This window comes from Streptomyces sp. NPDC001532 (assembly GCF_040298625.1).
GTDB lineage: Bacteria > Actinomycetota > Actinomycetes > Streptomycetales > Streptomycetaceae > Streptomyces.
The window spans coordinates 1-24,251 of record NZ_JBEPAL010000043.1 but is presented as its reverse complement, the minus strand read 5'-3'; the positions used below and the strand labels follow the sequence as shown (position 1 = coordinate 24,251).

Below are 24,251 nucleotides of genomic sequence, written 5' to 3'. Positions count from 1 at the left end.
CCCTGATGTCTGACGCATCCGCTCCCCTCTCCACCGAGTCCACCGCCTTCCGTGCCGCCCTCGACGTGATCCGCGCCGTCGAGCCGCGTGTGGCCGACGCCATCGGCCAGGAGGTTTCCGACCAGCGCGAGATGCTCAAGCTGATCGCCTCCGAGAACTACGCCTCCCCGGCCACCCTGCTGGCCATGGGCAACTGGTTCAGCGACAAGTACGCCGAGGGCACCATCGGCCGCCGCTTCTACGCCGGCTGTCGCAACGTCGACACCGTCGAGTCGCTGGCCGCCGAGCACGCCAAGGAGCTCTTCGGCGCCCGCCACGCCTACGTCCAGCCGCACTCCGGCATCGACGCCAACCTCGTCGCCTTCTGGTCCGTGCTCGCCGACCGCGTCGAGGTGCCCTTCCTGGAGAAGGCCGGCGTCCGCCAGATGAACGACCTCACCGACGCCGACTGGGCCGAACTGCGCCACGCCTTCGGCAACCAGCGGATGCTCGGCATGTCCCTGGACGCCGGCGGTCACCTCACCCACGGCTTCCGCCCGAACATCTCCGGCAAGATGTTCGACCAGCGCTCCTACGGCACCGACCCGACCACCGGCCTGATCGACTACGAGGCGCTGCGCGCCCAGGCCCGCGAGTTCAAGCCGCTGATCATCGTCGCCGGCTACTCCGCCTACCCCCGTCTGGTGAACTTCCGCGTCATGCGCGAGATCGCCGACGAGGTCGGCGCGACCCTGATGGTGGACATGGCCCACTTCGCCGGTCTCGTCGCCGGCAAGGTGCTCACCGGCGACTTCGACCCGGTCCCGCACGCCCAGATCGTCACAACCACCACCCACAAGTCGCTGCGCGGCCCGCGCGGCGGCATGGTCCTGTGCGACGACTCCCTCAAGGACCAGGTCGACCGCGGCTGCCCGATGGTCCTCGGCGGCCCGCTCCCGCATGTGATGGCCGCCAAGGCCGTCGCCTTCGCCGAGGCCCGTCAGCCCTCCTTCCGTGACTACGCCCAGCGCATCGTCGACAACTCCCGCGCCCTCGCCGAGGGCCTGATGCGTCGCGGCGCCACCCTGGTCACCGGCGGCACCGACAACCACCTCAACCTGATCGACGTCGCCTCCTCCTACGGCCTCACCGGCCGCCAGGCCGAGGCCGCCCTGCTCGAATCGGGCATCGTCACCAACCGCAACGCGATCCCGGCCGACCCCAACGGCGCCTGGTACACCTCCGGCATCCGCATCGGCACCCCGGCCCTGACCACCCGCGGCCTGGGCACCGCCGAGATGGACGAGGTCGCCGGTCTCATCGACCGCGTCCTCACCGCCACCGAGGCCGGCACCACCAAGTCCGGTGCGCCCTCCAAGGCCGCCCATGTGCTCGACCCGAAGATCTCGGACGAGATCTCCCACCGCGCCACCGACCTCGTGGCAGGCTTCCCGCTCTACCCGGAGATCGACCTCGGCTGATCCCGGTCGGCGGCCGATCGACGGCTCACCGATCGACGACTCACCGGTCGATCAGCTCCTGGCGAGGCTCCACCCGCGGCGGTCCGGCGTTCTGCCGGGCCGCCGCGCGGCGTATCAGCAGCGAACCCCCCGCCCCGAGGACCAGCCCCGCGCCCAGCGCGGGTACCGCCCGGCTCCAGCCGCTGTCGCCGTCCGCCGGGCCCGACGCGGGCAGCTCACCGGCCCGCGCGGACCTGGGGCCCATCACACCCAGCTCCTTCAGCAGCGCACGCAGTGCGGCCGGCTGCGCGGCGCGGTGCCAGTAGCCGTCCGGCGCCTCCGGCAGGTACGACTGCGTGTGGATCCAGACTGCCGAGGAGGCGCCGTCCGGATAGACCTGGTCCATCCGCCAGGGGTCCACGTCATGCAGCAGCCAGGTGACGCTGATCTGCCGCGTGCCGTGCAGATCGGCCTTTGGTGTCCTGACCGGTCCGCCGTCGTCCGGCCGGCCGAGCAGCCGGTTCAGCTCGTCGTACCTCTCGTCGGAGTAGACCAGCGAGGCCGCCTCCGCGCTCTGCGGCGAGACCAGCAGCGCGCTCGTCGGCCCGCCGGCCGAGGCGGGCGGCGCGCCCCACAGCACCAGCGTCAGCACCGCTCCCAGCGCCGCCGACGCGCTCCCGGCCCGGCATCCGCGGCCCTTGCTCCGCTCCGTCCGTCCACGCATCCGAACCCCCAAGCCCGCGATCCCCGTGCGGCCCGCCCCGCGCGCCGCGTGTCACTTCTGGTACACCGCCCGACCCGCCGGGGTTCCCACCCCGCGCCCACTTTTCGCGGCTCACTTTTCGCGGCTCACCTTTCGAGCGACTTCGCGATCCCCACCGCCCGGTCCTTCGCCGCCACGCCCTCCAGCCGCAGCGTCACCGTGTCCGGGCCGGTGCCCCGCATCCACAGCAGGGTCGGCCCGGCCGGGCGGCGCTCGCGGGTGAAACGGTCGCCGTCCGCGTCCACCAGCCACAGGCTCAGCAGATGCGGCCGCGGGAACCACAGCGCCGGATCCGCCACCTCGCCCGGCCCGGCCGTGCCGTCCAGCGGCACCCACTGCGGCTGCTCGGGCACCGTCTTCACGAAGCCCACGTCGAGGCGGGCCAGGTGCTCGTCCAACCGCACGATCCGGTCCCGCTCGCGCCAGCACAGGGTCACCAGCGCGCGGCCCCGCGGCCCGGCGGTCACCGTCACCGCGTCCGGGGCGCCCAGCGCCGGCGGGATCAAGGGCTCGAAACCGGCCCGCCGCCGCGCCTGCGCGAGGGAGACCGGCCGCTCGCAGCCGGGCACCTCGGCACCGGCCGACGGCGTGGCCGACGGGTCGTACCGCACCTCCACCCCGCCGAAGGCGAACCAGTCGACGACCGCGGCCCGCACCGGCGGAGTGAGCGCCAGCAGGGTCAGCAGCCCGCACAGCGTCGCCGTCAGCGAACGCCACCGCGGCCGGGTCCACCGCCGCACCGCCCGCAGCCGCTCGGCGACGCCCCGCGGCTCGGGCTCGGGCACCGGCAGCCGCTCGGCGAGTATCTGCCCCAGCACCCGCTCGACCATCGACTCCGGCCCCGCGCCCTTTGGCGCGTCCATCGACCGCCCGAGAGCCCGCAGTTCCTCGGGCAGCCGGCCGGCACGGCCGCGCTCCGACGGCTCCGCTCCCTCACCCACGCTCGTCACCCCCTTCCCGAGGCCGGAAACCGGGCAGCAGCCGCTCCAGCTTGCGCAGCGCGCGATTCAGCCGGGACTTCACCGTGCCCCGGGGCCAGCCCAGAGCCTGGGCCGTCTCCGGCTCGTCCATCTCCAGCAGATAGCGGTAGGTGACGACCAGGCGATGCTCCTCGCTCAGCTGCTCCAGCGCCGCCAGCAGGGCCGCCCGGCGCTCGCTCTCCAGCGTCGCCACCGCGGGGTCCGCCGCTTCCGGTATCAGCGGCTCCGCCTCCGCGTACGCCGCCTCCCGGCCGGCGAGCGTGCGCTGGCGCGCCGCCGTCCGCACTGTGTTCCTCGTCTCATTGGCCACGATCGACAGCAGCCACGGCTTGAACGCCGCGCCGTCCTTGAACCGGCCCAGCGCGCAGTACGCCTTGACGAAGGCCTGCTGCACCACGTCCTCCGCGTCCGCACCCGCGCCGAGCGCGGCGGCCGCCCGCAGGGCGATGCCCGTGTGGGCCCGCACCAGCTCCGCGTACGCCTCCGGCTCACCGGCGCGTACGCGTGCGATCACCGCGGCCTCATCGACGATGCGGCCCCCCTCCCGCGTCCTCACACCCTTGTTACACCGCCGGAGACGGATCGGTTCCCACCTGTTCCCGACCAGTTCCCGACAGCCCCCCGGGACCTGAGAGAATGGTGAGCATGGCTTCTGACCGACCTCGTGTGCTCTCCGGAATCCAGCCCACCGCAGGCTCGTTCCACCTCGGCAACTACCTCGGCGCCGTCCGCCAGTGGGTGGCCCTGCAGGAGTCCCACGACGCCTTCTACATGGTCGTCGACCTGCACGCGATCACGGTCCCGCAGGATCCGAAGGAGCTGCGCGCCAACACCCGGCTCGCCGTCGCGCAGCTGCTGGCGGCCGGCCTCGACCCCGAGCGCTGCACGCTCTTCGTCCAGAGCCACGTCCCCGAGCACGCGCAGCTCGGCTGGGTCATGAACTGCCTCACCGGCTTCGGCGAGGCGTCCCGCATGACCCAGTTCAAGGACAAGTCCGCCAAGCAGGGCGCCGACCGTGCCTCCGTCGGCCTGTTCACGTACCCGATCCTCCAGGTCGCCGACATTCTGCTGTACCAGGCGAACGAGGTGCCGGTCGGCGAGGACCAGCGCCAGCACATCGAGCTGACCCGCGACCTCGCCGAGCGCTTCAACGGCCGCTTCGGCGCGACGTTCGAGGTCCCGAAGCCGTACATCCTCAAGGAGACGGCGAAGATCTACGACCTCCAGGACCCGGCGATCAAGATGAGCAAGTCGGCGTCCACGCCGAAGGGCCTCATCAACCTGCTCGACGAGCCGAGGACCACCGCCAAGAAGGTCAAGAGCGCGGTCACCGACACCGACACGGTCGTCCGCTTCGACTCGGAGCACAAGCCCGGCGTCAGCAACCTCCTGACGATCTACTCGACCCTCACGGGGACGGGAATCGCGGAACTGGAGGAGAAGTACGTCGGCAAGGGCTACGGTGCGCTCAAGACGGACCTCGCCGAGGTCATGGTCGAGTTCGTGACGCCGTTCCGGGAGCGCACCCAGCAGTACCTGGACGACCCGGAGACGCTGGACTCGATCCTGGCCAAGGGCGCGGAGAAGGCCCGGGCCGTCGCCGCGGAGACGCTGGCGCAGGCCTACGACCGGGTGGGTTTCCTGCCGGCCAAGCACTGAGCAGGGCACCGAGCCGGGTGCGCGGCACGGCGTGAGCCGCGTACGAGGCGGGGTGCCGAGCCGCGTGCGGGTCGTGCGTGAAGATCACGGCTCGGTCCGCACCACGCACAGCGCTGCACATCACTACGGCTGCGCCTGCCCACGGCCCGGCCGTGGCCGTACAGTCGATAGCCGGACGGCCGCACGCGCGGCCGTCCGCGCCCGCACAGACGTACCGACACGACGACAGGAGACGACGTGGGGACCGTAACGATCGGTGTGTCGATCGCGGTCCCGGAGCCCCACGGCAGCCAGCTCCAGGAGCGGCGCGCGGGCTTCGGCGACGCCGCGGCTCACGGCATCCCCACGCATGTCACCCTGCTGCCGCCGACCGAGGTCGACGACAGCACCCTGCCGGCCGTCGAGGCGCACCTCGGGGAGGTCGCGGCCGCGGGGCGGGCGTTCCGGATGCGGCTGTCCGGCACCGGCACCTTCCGTCCGCTGTCGCCGGTCGTGTACGTCCAGGTCGTCGACGGCGCCGAGGCCTGCGCCTGGCTCCAGAAGCAGGTCCGCGACGCCTCCGGCCCGGTGGCACGCGAACTGCAGTTCCCGTACCACCCGCACGTCACCGTGGCGCACGGCATCGCCGAGGAGGCGATGGACCGCGCCTACGCCGAACTGGCCGACTACGAGGCCGAGTGGTCCTGCACCGGCTTCGCCCTCTACGAGCAGGGCGCCGACGGGGTCTGGCGCAAGCTGCGCGAGTTCACCTTCGGCGGCGGCCCGGTGGTGCCCCCGCAGGCCGCACCCGTGGAGCGCGGCACCATCCCCAGCGCCTAGGTGTGTTGTTCGGACAGGTTGGTGACGCGGCCGGCTGGTGGGTGGCCGTCGATCCAGGTCCCCGAGGAGCTAGATCGGCAGCCGCCGGAACACCGCGCGGGGCGCGTGGCGCAGGGCGGACATGGCCAGGCGGAGCGCTCCGGGCACCCACACCGTCTCCGAGCGGCGGCGCAGCCCCGTCTCGATGGCCGTGGCGACGGCCTCCGGCGTGGTCGACAGCGGCGGCTCGGCCAGGCCCGACGTCATCCTCGACCGCACGAAGCCGGGGCGTACGACCATGACGTGGACGCCGGTGCCGTGCAGCGCGTCGCCGAGGCCCTGGGCGAAGGCGTCCAGGCCCGCCTTGCTGGAGCCGTAGATGAAGTTCGAGCGGCGGGCGCGCTCGCCGGCGACCGAGGAGAGCACCACCAGCGAGCCGTGGCCCTGGGCCTGCAGGGCACGCGCGGCGACCAGGCCCGCCGAGACCGCCCCGGTGTAGTTGGTCTGCGCCACGCGCACCGCGTTGACCGGTTCGCGTTCGTCGCGCGCCTGGTCGCCGAGGATGCCGAAGGCGAGCAGCACCATGTCGATGTCGCCCTCGGCGAAGACCTTGCCGAGGACCGCCTCGTGGGCCTCGGGGTCGAGCGCGTCGAAGGCGACGGTGCGTACGTCGGCGCCCTGGGCGCGCAGTTGCCCGGCGGCCCGCTCCAGGCCGGGTGAGGGGCGGCCGGCCAGCCAGACCGTGCGGGTGCGGCGGGTGATCAGCCGGCGGGCGGTGGCCAGCGCGATCTCGGACGTACCGCCGAGGACGAGCAGGGACTGGGGGAGGCCGAAGGCGTCCTTCACGGCGTCTCCTAAAGGGTGAGTCGACGGGCGAGATCGGAAACGAACACACCGCGCGGGTCCAGCTCCGCGCGCAGGGCGCGGAAGTCGTCCAGGCGCGGGTACATCGCGGCGAGCAGTTCGGGCCGCAGCCGGGAGTCCTTGGCGAGGTAGACGCGCCCGCCGGCGGCGGCCACCTCCTCGTCCAGTTCGTCGAGGAAGGCGTCCAGGCCGGGCAGGCCGGCCGGGATGTCGAGGGCCAGGGTCCAGCCGGGGGCGGGGAAGGAGAGCCAGCCCGGGTCGGCCTCCCCGAAGCGTTTGAGGACGGCCAGGAAGGACGGGCACCGGCGTTCGGAGATCCGGCGCACGATCCGGCGCAGGGCCTCTTCCCGGCCGTGTCCGACGACGAACTGGTACTGCACGAAGCCGCCGCGGCCGTAGACGCGGTTCCAGTGCGGCACGCCGTCCAGGGGGTGGAAGAAGGCGGAGATCCTCTGGAGTTCACCGGCCCGCGCGCGCGGGGCCCTGCGGTACCAGAGCTCGTTGAACAGCCCCACGGTCCGCCGGCTGAGCAGTCCCTCGGGCAGGAAGGCGGGCGCGGCCGGGAGCTGGGAGGGGCGGAAGGCGAGCGGGTCGCGGCGGGTCCGGGCGCGCTTGGGCAGCGCCTCCAGGGGGGCGTGGTCGCCGCGCGTCAGCACCGCGCGGCCGGTGGCCGCGCCGCGGGCCAGGAGGTCGATCCAGGCGACCGAGTAGCGGTAGCGGTGGTCGGTGGCGGTCAGCCGGGCCATCAGGTCGTCGAGGTCGGTGGCCCGCTCGGTGTCGACCGACATCAGCGAGGTCTCGACCGGCTGGAGCTGGAGGGTGGCGGTGAGGATCACGCCGGTCAGGCCCATGCCGCCGGCGGTCGCGTCGAACAGCGGGGTGCCGCGGCGCACGTCCTGGATGCCGCCGTCGGCCGTGAGCAGTTCCAGGGCCAGCACATGGCGGGAGAAGGATCCGCACACATGGTGGTTCTTGCCGTGGATGTCGGCGCCGATCGCCCCGCCGACCGTCACATAGCGGGTGCCGGGCGTCACCGGCACGAACCAGCCGAGCGGCAGCAGCACCTGCATCAGCCGGTGCAGGGAGACGCCCGCGTCGCACAGCACGGTGCCGGCCGCGACGTCGATCGCGTGGATGCGGTCCAGGCCGGTCATGTCGAGGACCGATCCGCCGGCGTTCTGCGCCGCGTCGCCGTACGCCCGTCCGAGGCCTCTGGGGATGCTCCCGCGGGCCCCGCAGTCGCGGACGGCGGTCACGGCCTCCTCGTAGGACCTGGGGCGGATCAGGCGGGCGGTGGTGGGCGCGGTGCGGCCCCACCCGGTGACGGAAACTGTCTCGGCAGGCATGTCGGTGACCGTATCGCCCCTATGTAAGTGTTTAGTCTGGAAACATCCCATCCCTCCCCGAAATGGGTGATTAATGGGATGTCGCTCAATATTGCCGGAGTTCCGGCCAGGTGGACGTGAACAGTGAGTCCACATGGACGACCTCGACGACATGGACCACCGAATCCTTTCGGCGCTCCGGGCCTACGGCTCCGACCCGCGCGTCGCCACGGCCGCGCGGGCCCTGTCCTGGGCCGGTGAGCACGGGGCGCTCTGGCTCGCGGCGGGTCTCGCGGGAGCCGCTGTGGACGGCCCGCGGCGCGGCGCCTGGTTGCGTGGAACGGCGCTCACCGCGGGCGCGCACCTCGTCAGCATGGGTGTGAAACGGATCGTGCGCCGTCCGCGCCCCGCGCATGTCGAGCCCTTGGTGCGCACCGCCGGACGGCACTCCTTCCCGAGTTCCCACGCCACGTCCGCGGCCGCCGCGGCCGTCGCCTACGGCGCGCTCGGCACCCTCGGCGCCCGGGCGGTCCCGCCGCTCGCCGCCGCGATGTGCCTCTCCCGCCTGGTCGTCGGCGTCCACTACCCCTCGGACGTCGCGGCGGGTGCGGCACTGGGGGCGTTCACGGCGCGTATCGGGGCGCGCTGGGTCCGGCAGGGCGCGCTCGGCGGCGCGTGCGATGTGACGGGGGCCGGACATGACTGAGGCCGCGCCCATGACCAACGGCACCCGCACCGACAACGCCCATACCGGCAACAGCCGCACCGGCAACGCCCATACCGGCAACAGCCGTACCGACAACAGCCAGAACGACGGCACCCGCATCAACAACACCCGCACCGACGGCACTTACACGGACGAAGGGCGCACGGGCGGCGTGCGCGCCGATGCCGTCCCCCGCGCCCGCCACGCCGAACAACCCCGCTCAGGGACCCTCCTGGGCGGCCTGGTCAGGACCGCGCGGCCCAAGCAGTGGGTCAAGAACATCCTGGTCGTCGCCGCTCCGGCCGCCGCCGGCCAGCTCTTCTCCCGGCACGCCCTCGCGGAACTCGGCCTGGTGTTCGCGCTGTTCACCGCCTGCGCCGCCGCGGTCTACCTGATCAACGACGCCCGTGACGCCGAGGCCGACCGGGCGCATCCGACCAAGCGGCACCGGCCGGTCGCCGCCGGTCAGGTCCCGGTGCCGGTCGCGTACGCGGTCGGCGGCGGGCTCGCCGTCCTGGCGCCGGCCGCCGCGGCGTGGCTGACGTCACCGGTGGTCGCGGCCCTGCTGACCGCGTACATCGGCATGCAACTGGCGTACTGCGTCAGCCTCAAGCACGTCCTGGTCGTGGACCTCGTGGTGGTCACCACCGGGTTCCTGATGCGGGCGATGGTCGGCGGGCTGGCGCTCGGCATCCCGCTGTCGCGCTGGTTCCTGATCACGACCGGGTTCGGGGCGCTGTTCATGGTCGCGGCGAAGCGGTACTCCGAGGCCGTGCAGCTGGCCGGGAAAGCGGGCGCCACGCGCGCGTTGCTGACCGAGTACACCACCGGCTACCTCCGCTTCGTGTGGCAGCTGGCCGCCGGGGTCGCCGTGCTCGGCTACTGCCTGTGGGCGCTGGAGGAGGGCGGCGATCCGCACACCGGGCTGCTGCCGTGGCGGCAGCTGTCGATGGTCGCCTTCATCCTGGCGATCCTGCGGTACGCCGTGTTCGCCGACCGGGGCACCGCGGGCGAACCGGAGGAGGTGGTCCTGCGCGATCGCGCGCTCGCCCTCATCGGTCTGGTCTGGCTCGCCATGTACGGTCTGGCGGTCGCCAATTGGTGACCCCGCCCCGCGAACTCCTCTCCTTCGCCGCCGTCGGCCTCGTCGCCTACACCGCCGACCTGGCCCTGTTCCTGTGGCTGCGCGGCCCCGCCGCCCTGGACCCGCTCACCGCGAAGGGCCTCGCCTTCCTGGCGGGCTGCACGGTGGCCTACGCGGGCAACGCGCTCGGCACCTACCGGGGACGGGCGGCGGGCGCCCGCTGGCGCCGGTACGCGGTGTTCCTCGCGGTGAACGTCGCGGGCGCCGGCGTGCAGGTGCTCTGCCTCGCCGTCAGCCACTACGGCCTCGGTCTCACCTCGCAGCGCGCGGATGTCGTGTCCGGCGCGGGAATCGGCATGGCGCTTGCCACGATCCTGCGCTTTTGGGGCACCCGTACATGGGTCTTCCGCAGCGAGGGGAGGGTCGGATCATGGACTGGCTGAAACAGCTCCCTGTGGTGGGGCCATGGGTCGCCCGGCTGATGACCACACACGCGTGGCGCTCGTACGAACGGCTGGACCGCGTGAAGTGGACGCAGCTGGCCGCGGCGATGACGTTCACCAGCTTCGTCGCGCTGTTCCCGCTGCTGACCGTGTCCGCCGCCATCGGCGCCGCCGCGCTCAGCGAAGGTCAGCAGAAGGAGCTGGAGGACAGGATCGCCGAGCAGATCCCCGGCATCTCGGACCAGCTGAACATCGGCGGCCTGGTCGACAACGCCGGCACCATCGGCCTCATCGCGGGCACCCTGCTGCTGTTCACCGGCATCGGCTGGGTCGGCTCGGTCCGCGAGTGCCTGCGCGCGGTGTGGGAGCTGCCGGACGAGGAGGACAACCCTTTCCTGCACAAGGCCAAGGACGCCGGTGTCCTGCTCGGCCTCGGCGGCGCGGTCCTGGTCACGCTCGGCGCCTCCACGGTCGCCTCGGCCGCCGTCGGCTGGACCTCCCGCGGGCTGGGCCTGGAGGAGCAGGGCTGGGGCAGCGCGCTGCTCCAGGTCGCCGCGTTCGCGGTCGCCGTCCTGGCGGCCTTCCTGCTCCTGCTGTACGTCCTCACCCTGCTGCCCGGCGTCGAGCCGACCCGGCACCGGCTGGTGGTCGGCGCGCTGGTCGGCGCGATCGGCTTCGAGCTGCTGAAGCTGCTGCTGAGCGGCTATATGCAGGGCGTGGCCGCGAAGAGCATGTACGGCGCGTTCGGCGTGCCGGTCGCCCTGCTGCTGTGGATCAACCTCACCTCGAAGCTGGTGCTGTTCTGCGCCGCCTGGACGGCGACGCCCAGCAAGGAGGCGGAGGGGATCACCGTCGGCGGCGTACCAGATCCGGCAGTGGCCAGCGGCGGTTGACCAGGAACGCGCCCCCGCCCAGCAGCAGGAGCAGGCCGCCCGCGATCGCCAGCGCGATGCCCATGCCGGTGGAGCCGCCGGCGGCCGGGGCGCTCGCCACCGGCTGGTCCGAGGTCCCGCCGGCCGCGCCGCCCCCGGCCTCGCCGCCGCCCGAGGGGGCGGAGGCCGTGGCACCCGGCCGGGCGCCGGACTGCGCGGCGCCCTTGGGCGGCACCAGCTCACCCACCGGCTCCACCTTGCCGGCGGCCTGGAAGCCCCAGTCGAAGAGCCGCGCGGTCTCCTTGTAGACCTCGTTGTGGTCGGACTTCTGCGGGTTCATCACCGTGACGAGCAGCACCTTGCCGTCGCGTTCGGCGACCCCGGTGAAGGTGGCTCCGGCGTTGGTGGTGTTGCCGTTCTTGACGCCCGCGATGCCCTGGTACTGCGAGATGTCGTAGTCGCCGGTGAGCAGCCGGTTGGTGTTCTGGATCTCGAAGGACTCGCGGACCGTCTTGCCCTTCTTGTTCTTCTTCGTCTCGCCGGGGAACTTCGCGGTCAGCGTGGAGCAGTACTCCCGGAAGTCCTTCTTCTGCAGCCCGGAGCGGGCGAACAGCGTCAGGTCGTAGGCGGAGGAGACCTGGCCCGGGGCGTCGTAGCCGTCGGGGCTCATCACCTCGGTGTCGAGGGCCTGGAGCTCCTCGGCGTGGTCGTTCATCTCGGCGACGGTCTTCTCGACACCGCCGTTCATCGCGGAGAGCACGTGCACGGCGTCGTTCCCGGACCGCAGGAAGACGCCCAGCCACAGGTCGTGGACCGTGTAGGTCTCGTCCTCCTTTATGCCGACCATGCTGGAGCCGGCGCCGACGTCCGCCAGGTCCTCCGGCTTGACCTTGTACGTCGTGGTGCTCGGGTACTTCGGCAGCAGGGTGTCGGCGAACAGCATCTTCAGGGTGCTGGCCGGCGCCAGCCGCCAGTGCGCGTTGTGCGCGGCCAGCACCTCGCCGGACTCGGCGTCGGCGACGATCCACGACCGCGCGGTGACGTCCTTCGGCAGCACCGGCACCCCGGACGCGAGGTTCACCTGGGTTCCCGGCTGCCCCAGCCGCTCGCCGCCGACGGTCGACATGCCGGCCGGGGGAGTGACCGACGGACTCGCACTCGTACTCGCACTGGCACTCGCGCTCGCGCCGGGTCCGGGGGTGGCGCTCGCCGACGGGCTCGGGGTCGGCGCCGCCAGAGCGGCGGGAGCGGTCAGCGAGAGGGTCAGCAGGGTCGCGGAAGCGAGCAGCAGAGATCGCGTGGCGGTCTTCTTGGGTGCGGGCACGAGCGAGAACGTACAGGGCGCCGTTGTGGAAGTCCCGCCCCCCTCCCCACCCCGGCCCAGGAACCGGACACCCGGCGGCGATACTGAACGCATGAAACTCAGCCGCCCCATCTCCTGGTTCCTGCTCGCCTTCGGGGTGTGGAGCTGGGTCATCTGGGTCACTTTCGTCAAAAACCTGATCAAGGACGGCAGCGGGCTCGCGTTCGAGGACGGTCAGCCGACGGCGTACTTCTGGGTGCACCTGCTGCTCGCCGTCGTCTCCTTCGTATTGGGGACGGTCGTCGGGGCCATCGGGTTGCGCGGACTGCGCGCACTGCGCCGAACGTCATAACGTCCGCCTCCCGGCCCCGCCCCCCGGCTTCCAGAAGAGAGCAACGGCATGGTGATCGTCTTCCTGCTCGTCACGATGAGCGTCCTCGTGGCCGGCAACTGGTACCTGTGGCGCCGCCTGTTCCGCGACACCACGCGGGCGCCGGGTGCCGTCCGCCGCGCGGGCGCGGTGCTCGTCGCGGGCGGCTGGGTGATCGCGATTGGTGCGCTGATCGCCGAACGCGCCGGCGCGCCGTTCTGGCTCCAGCGCACCCTGGCCTGGCCCGGCTTCCTCTGGCTGGCGCTCTCGATGTACCTGCTGCTCGCCCTGCTGCTGGGCGAGGCCGTACGGCCGCTGCTGCGCCGGTACCTGGAGCGCCGGGACCGTGCGCGGGCGGCCGTCGAGCCGGAGGTGCGGCAGCCGGAGCCGATACCGGCGGGCGCCGCGGCCTCGCAGGAGGACGAACCGGCCGAGGCCCGCTCCACCGGGACCGCCGCGGCGTCGCAGGAGGACGAACCGGCCGAGGCCCGCTCCACCGGGACCGCCACGGCCGGCCCCGGCACTCCGCGCCCGTCCGCTCCCACGGGCCCGTCCCGGCGGCTGTTCGTCTCCCGCGTGGTCGCGGGCACCGCCGCCGCGGCGGCCGTCGGCACGGTCGGCTACGGCTCGTACGGCGTGCTGCGCGGCCCGACGGTGAAGCGGGTCACCGTGCCGCTGGCCAAGCTGCCGCGCGCGGCCCACGGTTTCCGTATCGCGGTGGTCAGCGACATCCACCTGGGGCCGGTGCTCGGCCGGGGCTTCGCGCAGAAGGTCGTCGACACGATCAACGGCACCCAGCCCGACCTCATCGCCGTCGTCGGCGACCTCGTCGACGGCAGCGTGAAGGACCTCGGCCCGGCCGCGGCACCGCTCGCCCGGCTGAAGGCCCGGCACGGCGCGTACTTCGTCACCGGCAACCACGAGTACTTCTCCGGCGCCGAGCAGTGGGTCGAGGAGGTACGGCGGCTGGGCCTGCGCCCGCTGGAGAACGACCGTACGGAACTGCCCTTCTTCGACCTCGCGGGCGTCAACGACGTGGCCGGCGAGGACGAGGGCCAGGGCCCCGACTTCGGCAAGGCGCTCGGCGACCGGGACACCGCGCGGGCCTGCGTCCTGCTCGCCCACCAGCCGGTGCAGATCCACGACGCCGTCGAGCACGGCGTCGACCTCCAGCTCTCCGGCCACACCCACGGCGGCCAGCTCTGGCCCGGCAACCTCCTCGCGGCCGCCGCCAACCCCACGGTCGCGGGCCTGGAGCGGTACGGCGACACCCAGCTGTACGTCAGCCGGGGCGCGGGCGCGTGGGGGCCGCCGACCCGGGTGGGCGCGCCGTCCGACATCACCGTGGTGGAGCTGGCGTCGCGCCAGGCGTGAACGGCGCGGGCCATGGCCCGATCCCGCGGTGCCGCACCGCCGGGATTCCGCCGCGTCCGCCCGATCCGCACCGGTCGGCCGCTCCGCACCGCACCATGGGTCAGAGGTGTGTGCGGGGGTGAGGAGCAGACGTGGTGAGGCGCTACTCGGTCCGGCTGCCCCGGCACCCGGCGTCCGTCGGTCTCGCCCGGCGCCGGGTGCGGGACCATCTGGCCGCCTGGGGGCACGGACCGGACGACCCGGCGCTCACGGACGCCGTGCTGCTGGTGTCCGAACTGGCCACCAACGCCGTCCGCCACGGACCCCGTGCCGAGGGCGAGTTCGAGGTCGTCGTCACCGCGCTGGCCGACGGGGCCTGCCTGGTCGAGGTCTCCGACGAGGGCCGGGCCGCTCCCCGGCCGCGGAGCCCGGGGCCCGACGACGAGGCCGGGCGCGGTCTGCACCTGGTGGAGCACATCGCCGCCGCGTGGGGTGTGTGGAGCCGGGGGCGCGACGGCAAGACGGTCTGGGCGCTCGTGCGGGCCCGCTCCTGAGGGCCGCGCGGGCCGGGCGCGGGCGGCGGGTCAGGAACCCGCGGACTTCCCGCCCGGGGCGGGCAGCACCCGCGTCATGCCCGGCAGGAAGTCCGTGAACAGCTCGTGCACCTCCCGCACCAGCGGCCGCAGCACCCGGAACCGGGCCAGCGCCACACCGCGCGAGGTGAGCCGGGCGCCGCGCTCGGCGAGCCGGTAGCTGCGCTCCCTGCCCTCGGTCCGGTCGAAGATCCAGTACAGGACGAGCCCCATCTGGGACAGCCACATCAACTCGGGCAGTACGTCCCGCAGTTCCTCGGGCACCTTGGTCTTCGTCGCCCCGGCCAGCACCTCCCGGTGGACGCTGATCGCCTCCCGGCGCGCGTGCTCCGACTCCGGGGAGAAGGGGCTGAGCGGACTGTCCGGGTCGGCGGCGTTCTTGAAGAACTGCACCGCGAACTCGTGGTACGGCGTGGCCACGTCCAGCCAGGCCTTCAGCACGCCCGCCAGCCGCGCCTCCAGGCCGGTCTCCCGGTCCAGGACCGCGCGGGCCGCCGCCTGGTGCTCGGCGGCGATCCGGTCGTAGAAGCCCTGGATCAGGTGCTCCTTGCCGGCGAAGTAGTAGTAGGCGTTGCCGACGGAGACCCCGGCCTCCTGGGCGATGGCCCGCATGGTCGTCTTGTCGTAGCCGCGCTCCTGGAACAGCCGCATGGCCGTCTCCAGGATCAGCGCGCGGGTCTGCTCGGACTTGCTGGGCGCGTCGCCCGGACCGGGGCTGTCGTTCTTGGCAGGCACGGAAGAAGAGCCTAAGCGGTCGGCGCGCGGCCTACGGAGCGGGACAGGCCTCGCCGGCACAGCCGGGCGGGTGGTACGTCCAGCCGAAGCCGGGGTCGTACCGCCAGCCGTCCGCGCGGCGGTAGGCCCGCCCGCCCCAGTGCGCGCCCCGCCATTTCGCGGCGGCCAGCACCGCGCCCCGGGCCAGCAGCGCGCCCGACGGGGTGCTGAGGCGATGCGCGAGTCCCCTGTGCTCGCGCAGCGCCCACAGCGTCACGATCCACGCGGCCGCTCCCTGATACACCTGCCCGGCGTCCCCGACGACGGTGATCTCGTCGAAGGTGGTGCCGTGGTCGAGGCCGGGGAAGCGGCGCCGGGCCTCGGCGGAGCCCGCCGCCACCAGGTCCAGCGGCACCAGCTGCCGCTGGCGGACCAGCCAGTCGCGCAGGAAGCCGCACAGGCCGCACTCGGCGTCGTACAGGACGGTGAGCCGGCGGACCGGGGCGCCCTGGGCGCCCCGGTCCCGCGCGGTGGTGGCCACCGCGTCGCGGGCGGTCCCGGTCACCACGATCCCGCGCCCGCCGCCGGAGCGGTCCGGCCCTGCGGCGGGACCGGCGGCAGCTGCTCGCGCTCCATCACCCCGCGCCGCCGGATGCGGTTGAGGACGTACACGTTGCCCAGGTGCATCACGCCCAGCACCAGCAGCACCACGCCCAGCTTCGTCGACAGCGCCTCGAAGACGCCGCGGGTGTCGGTGATGGTCTCGTCGCCGTTCAGGTACAGCGCCACGAAGCCGAGGTTGACCAGGTAGAAGCCGACCACGAGCAGGTGGTTGACGGCGTCGGCGAGCTTGTCGTCGCCGTGCAGCACATCGGCGAGGAAGATCCGCCCGTTGCGGCTCAGCGTGCGGGCCACCCAGATGGTCAGGGCGACGCTCACCAGCAGGTAGATGACGTAGGCGACGACCGTACGGTCCATGTCCCCCACCCTTTCTTGAACGCGTTCAAAACGCTGACAGGGCTGACTCTAGACCTGTTTTTGAACGTGTTCAACCAAGCTGTGGAGACCGCCGGTGTGACGCCCGCCTCAGGGCCTGCGCCCCAGCTCCGGGCGCTTGGTGTAATCCGTGAACCCCAGGACGTTGCCCCACGGGTCGGCGATCTCGACGGCCCAGCCGGTGGCCACGGCGGTGGGGTCGTCGAGCAGGGTGACGCCCGCGCCGGCCAGCGCCCGCGCCGCCACCCGGGCGTCCGGCACCTCCAGCCACACCCGCGCCGAGGGCCACGGCGGCGGCCGGTGCCCGAACATCTCCTCGTGGCGCAGCAGGATGCCGGGCGTCTCGCCCCCGACCTTCAGCAGGGCGATCCCGGCCTCGTCGAGCCGGAAGGCGGTCGTGAACCCGGCGCGCTCGTAGAACGCCACCGCCTCGGCCAGGTCGCCGACGGGCAGCAGTACGTTGTCGAAGCCGAGCAGCTCGTACGACTGGTCATCTGACATACGGTCAGAATAGGTCGCAAACCGTCTGAAACTCGGCATTTTGGCGCTGCTGAGCCGCCACCCTCCCCGGAACACGACAGGGCCCCGCTTCCCGGTGCGCTGCACCGGGAAGCGGGGCCCTGTCCGACGAGAAGACTCAGAAGCGACGCGTGATGAGCGCCTTCTTCACCTCGGCGATCGCCTTGGTCACCTCGATACCGCGCGGGCAGGCGTCCGTGCAGTTGAAGGTGGTGCGGCAGCGCCAGACGCCGTCCTTGTCGTTCAGGATCTCCAGCCGCTGCTCGCCGGCCTCGTCACGCGAGTCGAAGATGAAGCGGTGGGCGTTGACGATGGCCGCCGGGCCGAAGTACTGGCCGTCGTTCCAGAACACCGGGCAGGACGAGGTGCAGGCCGCGCACAGGATGCACTTCGTGGTGTCGTCGAACCGCTCGCGGTCCTCGGCCGTCTGCAGCCGCTCACGGGTCGGCTCGTTGGTGTCCTTCGTGATCAGGAAGGGCATCACGTCCCGGTACGCCTGGAAGAACGGCTCCATGTCGACGACCAGGTCCTTCAGGACCGTCAGGCCCTTGATGGGCTCGACCGTGATCGGCTTCTCGGGGTTGATGTCCTTGATCAGCGTCTTGCAGGCCAGACGGTTCTTGCCGTTGATCCGCATGGCGTCCGAGCCGCAGATGCCGTGGGCGCAGGAGCGGCGGAAGGTCAGCGTGCCGTCCAGGTCCCACTTGATCTTGTGCAGACCGTCGAGGACGCGCTCCTTGGGGTCGATCTCCAGCTGGAAGTCTTCCCAGGTCGCCTCCGCCGAGACCTCCGGGTTGAAGCGGCGGATCCGGAACGTGACGGTGATGTACGGGGAGGCGGCGGAGTCCGCCTCGACCTTGTCCAGAACAGGGGTAGCCATCAGTACTTACGCTCCATCGGCTGGTAGCGGGTCTGGACGACCGGCTTGTAGTCGAGACGGACGGTTTCGGACCCGTCGGCGCCGACCTCGCGGTACGCCATGGTGTGGCGCATGAAGTTGACGTCGTCGCGGTTGGGGTAGTCCTCGCGGTAGTGACCGCCGCGGGACTCCTTGCGGGCGAGGGCGGAGACCGCCATGACCTCGGCCAGGTCGAGCAGGTTGCCCAGCTCGATCGCCTCCAGCAGGTCCGTGTTGAACCGCTTGCCCTTGTCCTGGATCGCCACGTTCTTGTAGCGCTCGCGCAGCTCGGCGATCTTCTCGACCGCCGTCTTGATCGTCTGCTCGGTGCGGAACACCATGACGTTGGCGTCCATGGTCTCCTGCAGCTCCTTGCGGAGCGTGGCGACCCGCTCGTTGCCGGTGGAGTTGCGCAGCCGCTCGATCTGCGCGACGACCAGGGACTCCGGGTTCTCCGGCAGCTCGACGAAGTCGGCCTTCTGGGAGTACTCGGCGGCGGCGATGCCCGCGCGCTTGCCGAACACGTTGATGTCCAGCAGCGAGTTGGTGCCCAGGCGGTTGGCGCCGTGCACGGAGACACAGGCGACCTCGCCGGCGGCGTAGAGACCCGGCACGACGGTGGTGTTGTCGGCCAGGACCTCACCCTCGACGTTGGTCGGGATGCCGCCCATGGCGTAGTGCGCGGTCGGCTGGATCGGGATCGGGTCCGTGTAGGGCTCGATGCCGAGGTAGGTGCGCGCGAACTCGGTGATGTCCGGGAGCTTGGCGTCCAGCTGCTCCGGCGGGAGGTGCGTGAGGTCGAGGTAGACGTGGTCGCCCTCGGGACCGCAGCCGCGGCCCTCACGGATCTCGGTGTAGATGGAGCGGGAGACGACGTCACGGGACGCGAGGTCCTTCATGACCGGCGCGTACTTCTCCATGAAGCGCTCGCCGTCCTTGTTGCGGAGGATGCCGCCCTCACCGCGGGCGCCCTCCGTCAGCAGGATGCCCATGCGCCAGATGCCGGTCGGGTGGAACTGGAAGAACTCCATGTCCTCCAGCGGGATGCCCCGGCGGTACACGGCGGCCTGGCCGTCACCGGTCAGGGTGTGCGCGTTGGAGGTCACCTTGAAGAACTTGCCGCAGCCACCGGAGGCGTAGATCACGGCCTTCGCCTGGAAGATGTGGATCTCACCGGTCGCCAGCTCGTAGGCGACGACACCGGCGGACCGCTTGACGCCGTCGACCTCGGTGATCAGCTGGTCCAGGACGTAGAACTCGTTGAAGAACTCCACGCCCTCCTTGACGCAGTTCTGGTACAGCGTCTGGAGGATCATGTGGCCGGTGCGGTCCGCCGCGTAGCAGGACCGGCGGACCGGCGCCTCGCCGTGGTTGCGGGAGTGACCGCCGAAGCGGCGCTGGTCGATCGTCCCGTTGGGCGTCCGGTTGAACGGCAGGCCCATCTTCTCCAGGTCGAGGACCGAGTCGATGGCCTCCTTCGCCAGGATCTCGGCGGCGTCCTGGTCGACCAGGTAGTCACCGCCCTTGACCGTGTCGAAGGTGTGCCACTCCCAGTTGTCCTCCTCCACGTTGGCCAGCGCGGCGGCCATGCCGCCCTGCGCGGCGCCCGTGTGGGAGCGGGTGGGGTAGAGCTTGGTCAGGACCGCGGTGCGGCTGCGCTTCGTCGACTCGATGGCCGCGCGCATACCGGCGCCACCGGCGCCGACGATGACGGTGTCGTACTTGTGGATCTTCATGATTCTCGCAGCCCCGTGCCTAGCGGATGTTCGGGTCGAAGGTGAAGATCACCAGCGTGCCCAGCAGGATGGTGAACACCGTGGCGGTGTAGAGCAGGCCCTTGAGCCACAGCCGGGTGTTCGCGCGTTCCGCGTAGTCGTTGATGACCGTGCGCAGCCCGTTCGCGCCGTGCAGCATCGCCAGCCACAGCATCAGCAGGTCCCAGACCTGCCAGAACGGGGAGGCCCAGCGGCCGGCCACGAAGGCGAAGCCGATCTTGGAGACACCGCCGTCCAGCACGAGCTGGATCAGCAGGTGGCCGATGACCAGGACGACCAGCACCACGCCGGACAGACGCATGAACAGCCAGGCGGCCATCTCGAAGTTGCCCCGGGTCGACTTCGGGGTCTTCTTGGTGCGCTTGCGCGGGGCCTCGATGTAGGGAGCGGGGTTGTCGGCGCTGTAACCGCCCTCGACGGGGCCGACGCCGGACGCGGTGGTCTCAGTGGTGGACATGGGCGTCAGCTCCCGAACAGTTCACGAGCGGCGTGGCCGAGGACGGGGTAGATCGCCCCGACCATCAGCACGACCCAGATGCCTACGACGGTCCAGAGCATCTGCTTCTGGTAGCGCGGGCCCTTCGACCAGAAGTCGACGGCGATGACGCGAAGGCCGTTGAGCGCGTGGAAGAGGATGGCGGCGACGAGGCCGTACTCCAGCACGGCGACGATCGGCGTCTTGTACGTGGCTACGACCTTGTCGTAGTCCTCGGGGGAGACACGGACGAGTGCGGTGTCCAGCACGTGGACGAACAGGAAGAAGAAGATGAGGACGCCGGTGACTCGGTGAGCCACCCAGGACCACATTCCTTCCCGTCCGCGGTACAGCGTTCCAGCCGGCACGGAAGAACCCTCCGGGAGCGGGATTGGGGCCTGCCGGCTTCGGTGTCGGACGGGCCCGGCCGGGTACGGTCCACCGGCCCCCAGCATCGTAGCGACGGTTGCCTGCGGCGCTTACGCCGGGCCGACCGGTGTGATCAAACTGGCACGCGGATGGGTGAGGGGTTGTGGCGTCTGCGGAGGTGTGTCCCGTTATCCACCGGGTGCGGAGGCGTTGTGGCTGGTCGCGCGGTTCTCCGCGCCCCCGAGACGCCTGACCAGCCGACCTTTCGCCAGGTGCCGCAGTTCCTCCCCGACGAGGAGCCGCTCCTCCTCCGGATCGTTCGCCAATCGTGACCGGATGGCCCCGAGAATCCGGTCGAGGACCTCGTCCGGTGTGGCGTCGTCCACACAGATGACGAACACATGACCGAATCTGGCCTCGTATGCCGCGTATGCCGCGCCCAGTGCGGTATGGGCGATCTCGTACGTCCCGTCCGGAAGCTCCGGCAGCGACTCGCCCGCCAGCGCCTCCGTCACGTCCGGGGCCGTCAGGTCGTACGCCGCCTCGTCCGCCGCGGCCAGCAGCGAGGCCAGGTCCGGGTACGGGCGGTGGGCGGCGACGCGGTCGGCCCAGCGCGGGCTGCGCAGGCAGCCCAGAAGGATCTGCCGGGCCGATTCGGCGGGGGCGGTGTTGAAGGCGTCCAGCTGGGCACAGGTGCCGCGGGACTGCTCCGGTGGGGCGAGCCGGCTCGGGAGGTCGGGGAGTCGGTGCGCGGGCAGCGTGGGTCCTCGAAAGAAGGTGTGAAAGATGTGCCGTCACGTTATCGAGCATGGTCATGCTGTGTCCGACGGATGCCCGAATTTCACCCGCACGGGAGAGTTTAGGGACCTCTGGTGGACGTATGCCGTCCGCTTCGGGCGTACGTTTGCGGCGTGAGCCAGCACAGGCGCCGGGTTCCGGCGACGAGGGCGAGGCGGAGGCGGGCGGCCGCGACGGCCGCCGGGGCCGCCGCCGTGGTCGTCGCGGCCGGCGTGGGCCTCGGGCTGTGGGCCGGCGGGGACGACGAGGGCGGCGGCGCGCCGGTGGGTTCGGCCCGGCGGACCCCGGCCGCGGAATCGGGGCGGGAGCCGGCGGCGCAGCCGAGCCCCACCCCGAGCCCCAGCCGCAGCTATCCCCTCTCCTCCGCGCCCCGCACCATCCCCGCCGTACGGGCGCACACACCGGCGCGCGGACCCGGCTGGCGGCCCGACGACAGCCACCGGGTGGTGGTGAGCGACGCGGACCTCGCCGACGAGGGGCGGCTGCTCGCCGGGGAGCTGGGGCTGGCGTACGGCGGCGAGAAGGGCGACGTGCGCGCCGGTGACGTACGGCTGGCGCTGAACGACGACGAAGGGGCGGACCCGGAGTCGTACACCATGACCGTGCGCGGCGGCCGGGTCACCATCAGCGCGCCCGACGACGCGGGCGTCTTCTACGGCACCCGCACGCTCAAGCAGTCCGTGCACGGCGGCGGCACCGCGCCGGAGGGCGTGGTCCGCGACGAGCCGGCGAAGCCGCAGCGCGGGCTGATGCTGGACATCGCGCGCAAGCACTTCGACGCGGGCTGGATCGAGGACCGGGTGCGGGAGCTCGGGGACCTCAAGTACAACCAGCTGGGCCTGCACTTCTCCGACGACCAGGGGTTCCGGATCGCCTCCGACTCGCATCCCGAGATCGTCAGCGAGGACCACCTGACCAAGGAGCAGGTGCGGCGGATCGTCGAGCTGGCCGAGAGCCGGCACATCACCGTGGTGCCGGAGATCGACTCGCCCGGGCACCTCGGCGCCGTCATCGCCGCCCACCCCGGGCTCCAGCTGCGCAACGCGCAGGGCGTCGCGGCGAGCGGCGCGGTCGACATCTCCGACCCGCAGGCCGCGGAGATCGTCGACGACCTGCTGGACGAGTACGCCGAGCTGTTCCCCGGCACCCCCTGGCACCTCGGCGGCGACGAGTACCGGGCGCTCACCGTGTCCGACCCCGAGGCGTCCTATCCGCAGCTCGCCGCCGCCGCCCGGGAGGCGTACGGCGCGGGCGGCACCGTCGCCGACCTCGCCACCGGCTGGCTCAACGACCGCGCGGAGACCGTCCGCGCCCACCGCAAGACCCCGCGCGCCTGGAACGACGGCTTCTACGAGGGCACCTCCGTGCCGGCCGACGAGCGGATCCAGGTCGCCTACTGGACGGGCAAGGAGATCGGGGCCCGGCAGCCGGTGGAGTATCTGAGCGCCGGCCGCGAGGTGATCAACTACAACGACGAGTTCCTCTACTACGTGCTCGGCGAGCCGCAGACCTTCGTCTACCCGACCGGACAGCGGATCTACGAGCAGTGGACACCGCGGGTGCTGCGCGGCACCGAGGCCGTGCCCGAGCGGTACGACGGGCAGATCCTCGGCGGGTCGTTCGCCGTGTGGTGCGACCTCGCCGGCTCCCAGACGCAGCAGCAGGTCGCGGCGGGCATCCGGATGCCGCTGCGGGCCACGGTGCAGAAGCTCTGGAACCCGGGCGAACCCTCGCTTTCCTGGGCGGAGTTCAGGACACTGGCGGACAGGCTCGGCTGATTCCGCGGTACGGCTGCGGGCTCCCGCGGGGCTGTGGTGTATTCGGGCCGAGCCGCAAGCGAACGTACGGGGGCTGGACATGGGGTACTGGGGGTATTTCGTCGTGGGCCGCGCGGAGCGGCCGCTGGACGGGCTGGCGGCGCTGGCGGGCATGGCGGGCGCGCGGCCGCACCGCACGGCGCCGGGCGGCTGGCAGGTGTGGGAGTGGCCGAGCGCGGACGGTGAGATCGCCGGGATGAGCGCGCTCGCCCGCGAGACCGGGGCGCCCGCGCTCTTCGGCTACGTCATGGACAGCGCCTGTGTGGTCGTGGAGGCGGCGGGCGAGGAGAGCGGGGTGTGGACGACCTGCCTCGCGCGGGCCGCGACCGCCCGCCACCTCGGCGCCGACAGCGAGGGCCTGACCCTGGAGGACTACTTCCTGCCGCCCCGTGACGCCGCCGAACGCGCCGTCGCCTGGGCCGCCGAGGCAGGCCGCACCGTCCCCGCCGAGCCGCTGTACGAGGTGCTGACCGCCGAGCCCGACCCGATGGCCGAAAACCTCTTCTTCCGCCTGCTCGACCGGCTCGGTGTGGTGCCCCTGTGACAGAACCGGGCGGTCGCACGCAGTAAGGGGAAGTGCGGGCTCCGTGAAGGTCGGCGCCCATGAAAGGCCCCTGAACTGGCCCGAACAGGGAGGCGTGGATGAGCCTGGTGGAACTGATCGCGCAGGCCGACGAACGCGGCCTGGCCGCGAGCGGATTGGCTTGTTTGGATCGGTGCGTGCCCCTGCTGGGCGGTGACGACGAGGTGCTGCGCCCGCTGTGGGGCCACCTCACCCAGGAACCGGGCGGCGGCGACTGGGGCGAACTGCTGGCACAGGTCCGCGGCAGGCTGCCCGAGGCCGCCGGGCCCGGCGCGGACGCCGACCAGGCCGTGCTGCTGGCCCGCCGGATGCTCGCCGCCGCCCCCGCCGACCGCGACGCCGCCGGGATCCGGGTGTGGGCGGACGCCTGCTCGGTCGCCGCCCTGCGGATCCACCGGCTGCTCGACCCCGCCGGGGACACCGGCCAGGCCGACGCCTCGCCCGACGGGCTCGACTCCGTACGGGCGGGCCGGGCGCCCGCGACCGGCCGCGCCGACGGCATGTCCCCGCTGGTCGCCGCCGAACTGCGCCGCCAGGTCACCGTCCTGGAACTCCTCGCCGAACACGGCACCGGCGGACTGCGCCGGGCCCTGGACGTGTCCACCGAGGGCCGGCGGGTGCTGCGCGCGGTGGTGTCCCGCAGAGCGCGCAACGCTTAGCGGGGGCGTCTCGTCGATCATGCCGGGCTCCCGGCGCCTGGCACCGCGCCTCGCCGCGTTGTCGTCGGTTGCCATGGCTCCGCCGTGCCGCCCTCC

At 72.2% G+C, this 24,251-nt stretch carries 28 protein-coding genes; 13 read left to right on the top strand and 15 right to left on the bottom strand.

The window, feature by feature from the left end; translation table 11 throughout:
- The first annotated feature begins 5 nt into the window (after positions 1-5).
- Positions 6-1,460 (top strand): glycine hydroxymethyltransferase, encoded by a 1,455-nt coding sequence (locus ABT232_RS30635; RefSeq protein ID WP_351845809.1) that lies wholly within the window; start codon positions 6-8, stop codon positions 1,458-1,460.
- A gap of 40 nt (positions 1,461-1,500) precedes the next feature.
- Here ABT232_RS30635 and ABT232_RS30630 read toward each other — a convergent pair whose 3' ends face one another.
- From ABT232_RS30630 to ABT232_RS30620, 3 genes are all read right to left on the bottom strand, one after another.
- Positions 1,501-2,163: a hypothetical protein gene (locus tag ABT232_RS30630; protein ID WP_351845807.1), complete on the bottom strand. Its 663-nt coding sequence runs from the start codon at positions 2,161-2,163 to the stop codon at positions 1,501-1,503.
- 125 nt (positions 2,164-2,288) lie between these two features.
- Positions 2,289-3,143 (bottom strand): hypothetical protein, encoded by an 855-nt coding sequence (locus ABT232_RS30625; protein WP_351845806.1) that lies wholly within the window; start codon positions 3,141-3,143, stop codon positions 2,289-2,291.
- A complete protein-coding gene (locus ABT232_RS30620) occupies positions 3,136-3,738 on the bottom strand; it encodes an RNA polymerase sigma factor (RefSeq protein WP_450871945.1) in 603 nt (200 codons plus the stop codon). Before ABT232_RS30620 ends, ABT232_RS30625 begins: the two co-directional genes overlap by 8 nt.
- Positions 3,739-3,827: 89 nt before the next feature.
- On the opposite strand from ABT232_RS30620, the gene trpS reads away from it, so the two are divergent.
- Both trpS and ABT232_RS30610 read left to right on the top strand, forming a co-directional pair.
- Positions 3,828-4,841, top strand: a complete 1,014-nt coding sequence (gene trpS, locus ABT232_RS30615; protein ID WP_351845801.1) for a tryptophan--tRNA ligase — start codon at positions 3,828-3,830, stop codon at positions 4,839-4,841.
- A gap of 237 nt (positions 4,842-5,078) precedes the next feature.
- The gene (locus tag ABT232_RS30610) at positions 5,079-5,660 is read left to right on the top strand and encodes a 2'-5' RNA ligase family protein (RefSeq protein WP_351845798.1); all 582 of its coding nucleotides are present in this window, start codon (positions 5,079-5,081) and stop codon (positions 5,658-5,660) included.
- Positions 5,661-5,729: 69 nt separating this feature from the next.
- On the opposite strand, the gene dprE2 is transcribed toward ABT232_RS30610, so the two are convergent.
- Entirely contained in the window at positions 5,730-6,485 is a 756-nt protein-coding gene (gene dprE2 / locus ABT232_RS30605) for a decaprenylphospho-beta-D-erythro-pentofuranosid-2-ulose 2-reductase (protein WP_351845795.1), read from the bottom strand.
- Between the two features lie 8 nt (positions 6,486-6,493).
- Positions 6,494-7,849: a decaprenylphosphoryl-beta-D-ribose oxidase gene (gene dprE1 / locus ABT232_RS30600; protein WP_351845792.1), complete on the bottom strand. Its 1,356-nt coding sequence runs from the start codon at positions 7,847-7,849 to the stop codon at positions 6,494-6,496.
- Positions 7,850-7,982: 133 nt separating this feature from the next.
- On the opposite strand from dprE1, the gene ABT232_RS30595 reads away from it, so the two are divergent.
- Genes ABT232_RS30595 through ABT232_RS30580 form a run of 4 tightly spaced genes read left to right on the top strand, consistent with a single transcriptional unit; the run spans position 7,983 to position 10,954 of the window.
- Entirely contained in the window at positions 7,983-8,534 is a 552-nt protein-coding gene (locus ABT232_RS30595) for a phosphatase PAP2 family protein (RefSeq protein ID WP_351845789.1), read from the top strand.
- Positions 8,527-9,639, top strand: a complete 1,113-nt coding sequence (locus tag ABT232_RS30590; protein ID WP_351845787.1) for a decaprenyl-phosphate phosphoribosyltransferase — start codon at positions 8,527-8,529, stop codon at positions 9,637-9,639. Before ABT232_RS30595 ends, ABT232_RS30590 begins: the two co-directional genes overlap by 8 nt.
- Positions 9,633-10,061, top strand: coding sequence for a GtrA family protein (locus ABT232_RS30585; RefSeq protein ID WP_351845784.1), 429 nt, complete (start codon positions 9,633-9,635; stop codon positions 10,059-10,061). The genes ABT232_RS30590 and ABT232_RS30585 overlap by 7 nt, the downstream gene beginning before the upstream one ends.
- On the top strand, positions 10,049-10,954 hold the full coding sequence (locus tag ABT232_RS30580) for a YihY/virulence factor BrkB family protein (protein WP_351845782.1): 906 nt from the start codon (positions 10,049-10,051) through the stop codon (positions 10,952-10,954). Before ABT232_RS30585 ends, ABT232_RS30580 begins: the two co-directional genes overlap by 13 nt.
- Here ABT232_RS30580 and ABT232_RS30575 read toward each other — a convergent pair.
- Positions 10,908-12,257 carry a D-alanyl-D-alanine carboxypeptidase family protein gene (locus tag ABT232_RS30575; RefSeq protein ID WP_351845779.1) on the bottom strand — a complete coding sequence of 450 codons (1,350 nt, stop codon included), beginning with the start codon at positions 12,255-12,257 and terminating at the stop codon, positions 10,908-10,910. The genes ABT232_RS30580 and ABT232_RS30575 overlap by 47 nt on opposite strands.
- Before the next feature lie 91 nt (positions 12,258-12,348).
- On the opposite strand from ABT232_RS30575, the gene ABT232_RS30570 reads away from it, so the two are divergent.
- The 3 genes from ABT232_RS30570 (at position 12,349) to ABT232_RS30560 (ending at position 14,513) form a co-directional block, all read left to right on the top strand.
- The gene (locus ABT232_RS30570; protein WP_351845776.1) at positions 12,349-12,588 is read left to right on the top strand and encodes an SCO4848 family membrane protein; all 240 of its coding nucleotides are present in this window, start codon (positions 12,349-12,351) and stop codon (positions 12,586-12,588) included.
- A 48-nt stretch (positions 12,589-12,636) separates the two neighbouring features.
- Positions 12,637-13,980 (top strand): metallophosphoesterase, encoded by a 1,344-nt coding sequence (locus ABT232_RS30565; protein WP_351845773.1) that lies wholly within the window; start codon positions 12,637-12,639, stop codon positions 13,978-13,980.
- 131 nt (positions 13,981-14,111) lie between these two features.
- Positions 14,112-14,513 carry an ATP-binding protein gene (locus tag ABT232_RS30560; RefSeq protein WP_351845770.1) on the top strand — a complete coding sequence of 134 codons (402 nt, stop codon included), beginning with the start codon at positions 14,112-14,114 and terminating at the stop codon, positions 14,511-14,513.
- A gap of 30 nt (positions 14,514-14,543) precedes the next feature.
- Here ABT232_RS30560 and ABT232_RS30555 read toward each other — a convergent pair whose 3' ends face one another.
- The 9 genes from ABT232_RS30555 to ABT232_RS30515 all read right to left on the bottom strand — a co-directional run bounded on the left by ABT232_RS30555 (position 14,544) and on the right by ABT232_RS30515 (position 20,981).
- A complete protein-coding gene (locus tag ABT232_RS30555; RefSeq protein ID WP_351845768.1) occupies positions 14,544-15,287 on the bottom strand; it encodes a TetR family transcriptional regulator in 744 nt (247 codons plus the stop codon).
- A gap of 31 nt (positions 15,288-15,318) precedes the next feature.
- Complete coding sequence (locus ABT232_RS30550) at positions 15,319-15,831, bottom strand: thiol-disulfide oxidoreductase DCC family protein (protein WP_450871946.1); 513 nt, start codon at positions 15,829-15,831, stop codon at positions 15,319-15,321.
- Positions 15,828-16,244: a hypothetical protein gene (locus ABT232_RS30545; RefSeq protein ID WP_351845766.1), complete on the bottom strand. Its 417-nt coding sequence runs from the start codon at positions 16,242-16,244 to the stop codon at positions 15,828-15,830. Before ABT232_RS30545 ends, ABT232_RS30550 begins: the two co-directional genes overlap by 4 nt.
- A 108-nt stretch (positions 16,245-16,352) precedes the next feature.
- Positions 16,353-16,763, bottom strand: a complete 411-nt coding sequence (locus ABT232_RS30540; RefSeq protein WP_351845764.1) for a VOC family protein — start codon at positions 16,761-16,763, stop codon at positions 16,353-16,355.
- A 136-nt stretch (positions 16,764-16,899) separates the two neighbouring features.
- Complete coding sequence (locus tag ABT232_RS30535; RefSeq protein WP_351845762.1) at positions 16,900-17,661, bottom strand: succinate dehydrogenase iron-sulfur subunit; 762 nt, start codon at positions 17,659-17,661, stop codon at positions 16,900-16,902.
- Positions 17,661-19,415 (bottom strand): succinate dehydrogenase flavoprotein subunit, encoded by a 1,755-nt coding sequence (gene sdhA, locus ABT232_RS30530; protein ID WP_351845761.1) that lies wholly within the window; start codon positions 19,413-19,415, stop codon positions 17,661-17,663. The genes ABT232_RS30535 and sdhA overlap by 1 nt, the downstream gene beginning before the upstream one ends.
- Positions 19,416-19,434: 19 nt before the next feature.
- Complete coding sequence (locus ABT232_RS30525) at positions 19,435-19,911, bottom strand: succinate dehydrogenase hydrophobic membrane anchor subunit (RefSeq protein WP_351845759.1); 477 nt, start codon at positions 19,909-19,911, stop codon at positions 19,435-19,437.
- 5 nt (positions 19,912-19,916) lie between these two features.
- Entirely contained in the window at positions 19,917-20,297 is a 381-nt protein-coding gene (sdhC, locus tag ABT232_RS30520) for a succinate dehydrogenase, cytochrome b556 subunit (RefSeq protein WP_351845757.1), read from the bottom strand.
- A gap of 189 nt (positions 20,298-20,486) precedes the next feature.
- The gene (locus tag ABT232_RS30515; RefSeq protein ID WP_450872047.1) at positions 20,487-20,981 is read right to left on the bottom strand and encodes a 2-oxo-4-hydroxy-4-carboxy-5-ureidoimidazoline decarboxylase; all 495 of its coding nucleotides are present in this window, start codon (positions 20,979-20,981) and stop codon (positions 20,487-20,489) included.
- A gap of 228 nt (positions 20,982-21,209) precedes the next feature.
- Here ABT232_RS30515 and ABT232_RS30510 point away from each other — a divergent pair, with 228 nt between their 5' ends.
- From ABT232_RS30510 to ABT232_RS30500, 3 genes are all read left to right on the top strand, one after another.
- Entirely contained in the window at positions 21,210-22,874 is a 1,665-nt protein-coding gene (locus ABT232_RS30510; protein ID WP_450872041.1) for a beta-N-acetylhexosaminidase, read from the top strand.
- A 79-nt stretch (positions 22,875-22,953) separates the two neighbouring features.
- On the top strand, positions 22,954-23,457 hold the full coding sequence (locus tag ABT232_RS30505; RefSeq protein WP_351845755.1) for a hypothetical protein: 504 nt from the start codon (positions 22,954-22,956) through the stop codon (positions 23,455-23,457).
- Between the two features lie 98 nt (positions 23,458-23,555).
- A complete protein-coding gene (locus ABT232_RS30500) occupies positions 23,556-24,155 on the top strand; it encodes a hypothetical protein (protein ID WP_351845753.1) in 600 nt (199 codons plus the stop codon).
- Positions 24,156-24,251 lie beyond the last annotated feature (96 nt).

What these genes read in the sequence shown, in the direction of transcription:
- ABT232_RS30635 (WP_351845809.1), top strand. Translation starts at nt 6, where the DNA reads ATGTCTGACGCATCCGCTCCCCTCTCCACCGAGTCCACCGCCTTCCGT.
- ABT232_RS30500 (WP_351845753.1), top strand. Translation starts at nt 23,556, where the DNA reads ATGAGCCTGGTGGAACTGATCGCGCAGGCCGACGAACGCGGCCTGGCC.
- ABT232_RS30565 (WP_351845773.1), top strand. Translation starts at nt 12,637, where the DNA reads ATGGTGATCGTCTTCCTGCTCGTCACGATGAGCGTCCTCGTGGCCGGC.
- sdhA (WP_351845761.1), bottom strand. Translation starts at nt 19,415, where the DNA reads ATGAAGATCCACAAGTACGACACCGTCATCGTCGGCGCCGGTGGCGCC.
- ABT232_RS30580 (WP_351845782.1), top strand. Translation starts at nt 10,049, where the DNA reads ATGGACTGGCTGAAACAGCTCCCTGTGGTGGGGCCATGGGTCGCCCGG.
- dprE1 (WP_351845792.1), bottom strand. Translation starts at nt 7,849, where the DNA reads ATGCCTGCCGAGACAGTTTCCGTCACCGGGTGGGGCCGCACCGCGCCC.
- ABT232_RS30545 (WP_351845766.1), bottom strand. Translation starts at nt 16,244, where the DNA reads ATGGACCGTACGGTCGTCGCCTACGTCATCTACCTGCTGGTGAGCGTC.
- ABT232_RS30630 (WP_351845807.1), bottom strand. Translation starts at nt 2,163, where the DNA reads ATGCGTGGACGGACGGAGCGGAGCAAGGGCCGCGGATGCCGGGCCGGG.
- trpS (WP_351845801.1), top strand. Translation starts at nt 3,828, where the DNA reads ATGGCTTCTGACCGACCTCGTGTGCTCTCCGGAATCCAGCCCACCGCA.
- ABT232_RS30535 (WP_351845762.1), bottom strand. Translation starts at nt 17,661, where the DNA reads ATGGCTACCCCTGTTCTGGACAAGGTCGAGGCGGACTCCGCCGCCTCC.
- ABT232_RS30595 (WP_351845789.1), top strand. Translation starts at nt 7,983, where the DNA reads ATGGACGACCTCGACGACATGGACCACCGAATCCTTTCGGCGCTCCGG.
- ABT232_RS30540 (WP_351845764.1), bottom strand. Translation starts at nt 16,763, where the DNA reads ATGTCAGATGACCAGTCGTACGAGCTGCTCGGCTTCGACAACGTACTG.
- ABT232_RS30505 (WP_351845755.1), top strand. Translation starts at nt 22,954, where the DNA reads ATGGGGTACTGGGGGTATTTCGTCGTGGGCCGCGCGGAGCGGCCGCTG.
- ABT232_RS30525 (WP_351845759.1), bottom strand. Translation starts at nt 19,911, where the DNA reads ATGTCCACCACTGAGACCACCGCGTCCGGCGTCGGCCCCGTCGAGGGC.
- ABT232_RS30590 (WP_351845787.1), top strand. Translation starts at nt 8,527, where the DNA reads ATGACTGAGGCCGCGCCCATGACCAACGGCACCCGCACCGACAACGCC.
- ABT232_RS30570 (WP_351845776.1), top strand. Translation starts at nt 12,349, where the DNA reads ATGAAACTCAGCCGCCCCATCTCCTGGTTCCTGCTCGCCTTCGGGGTG.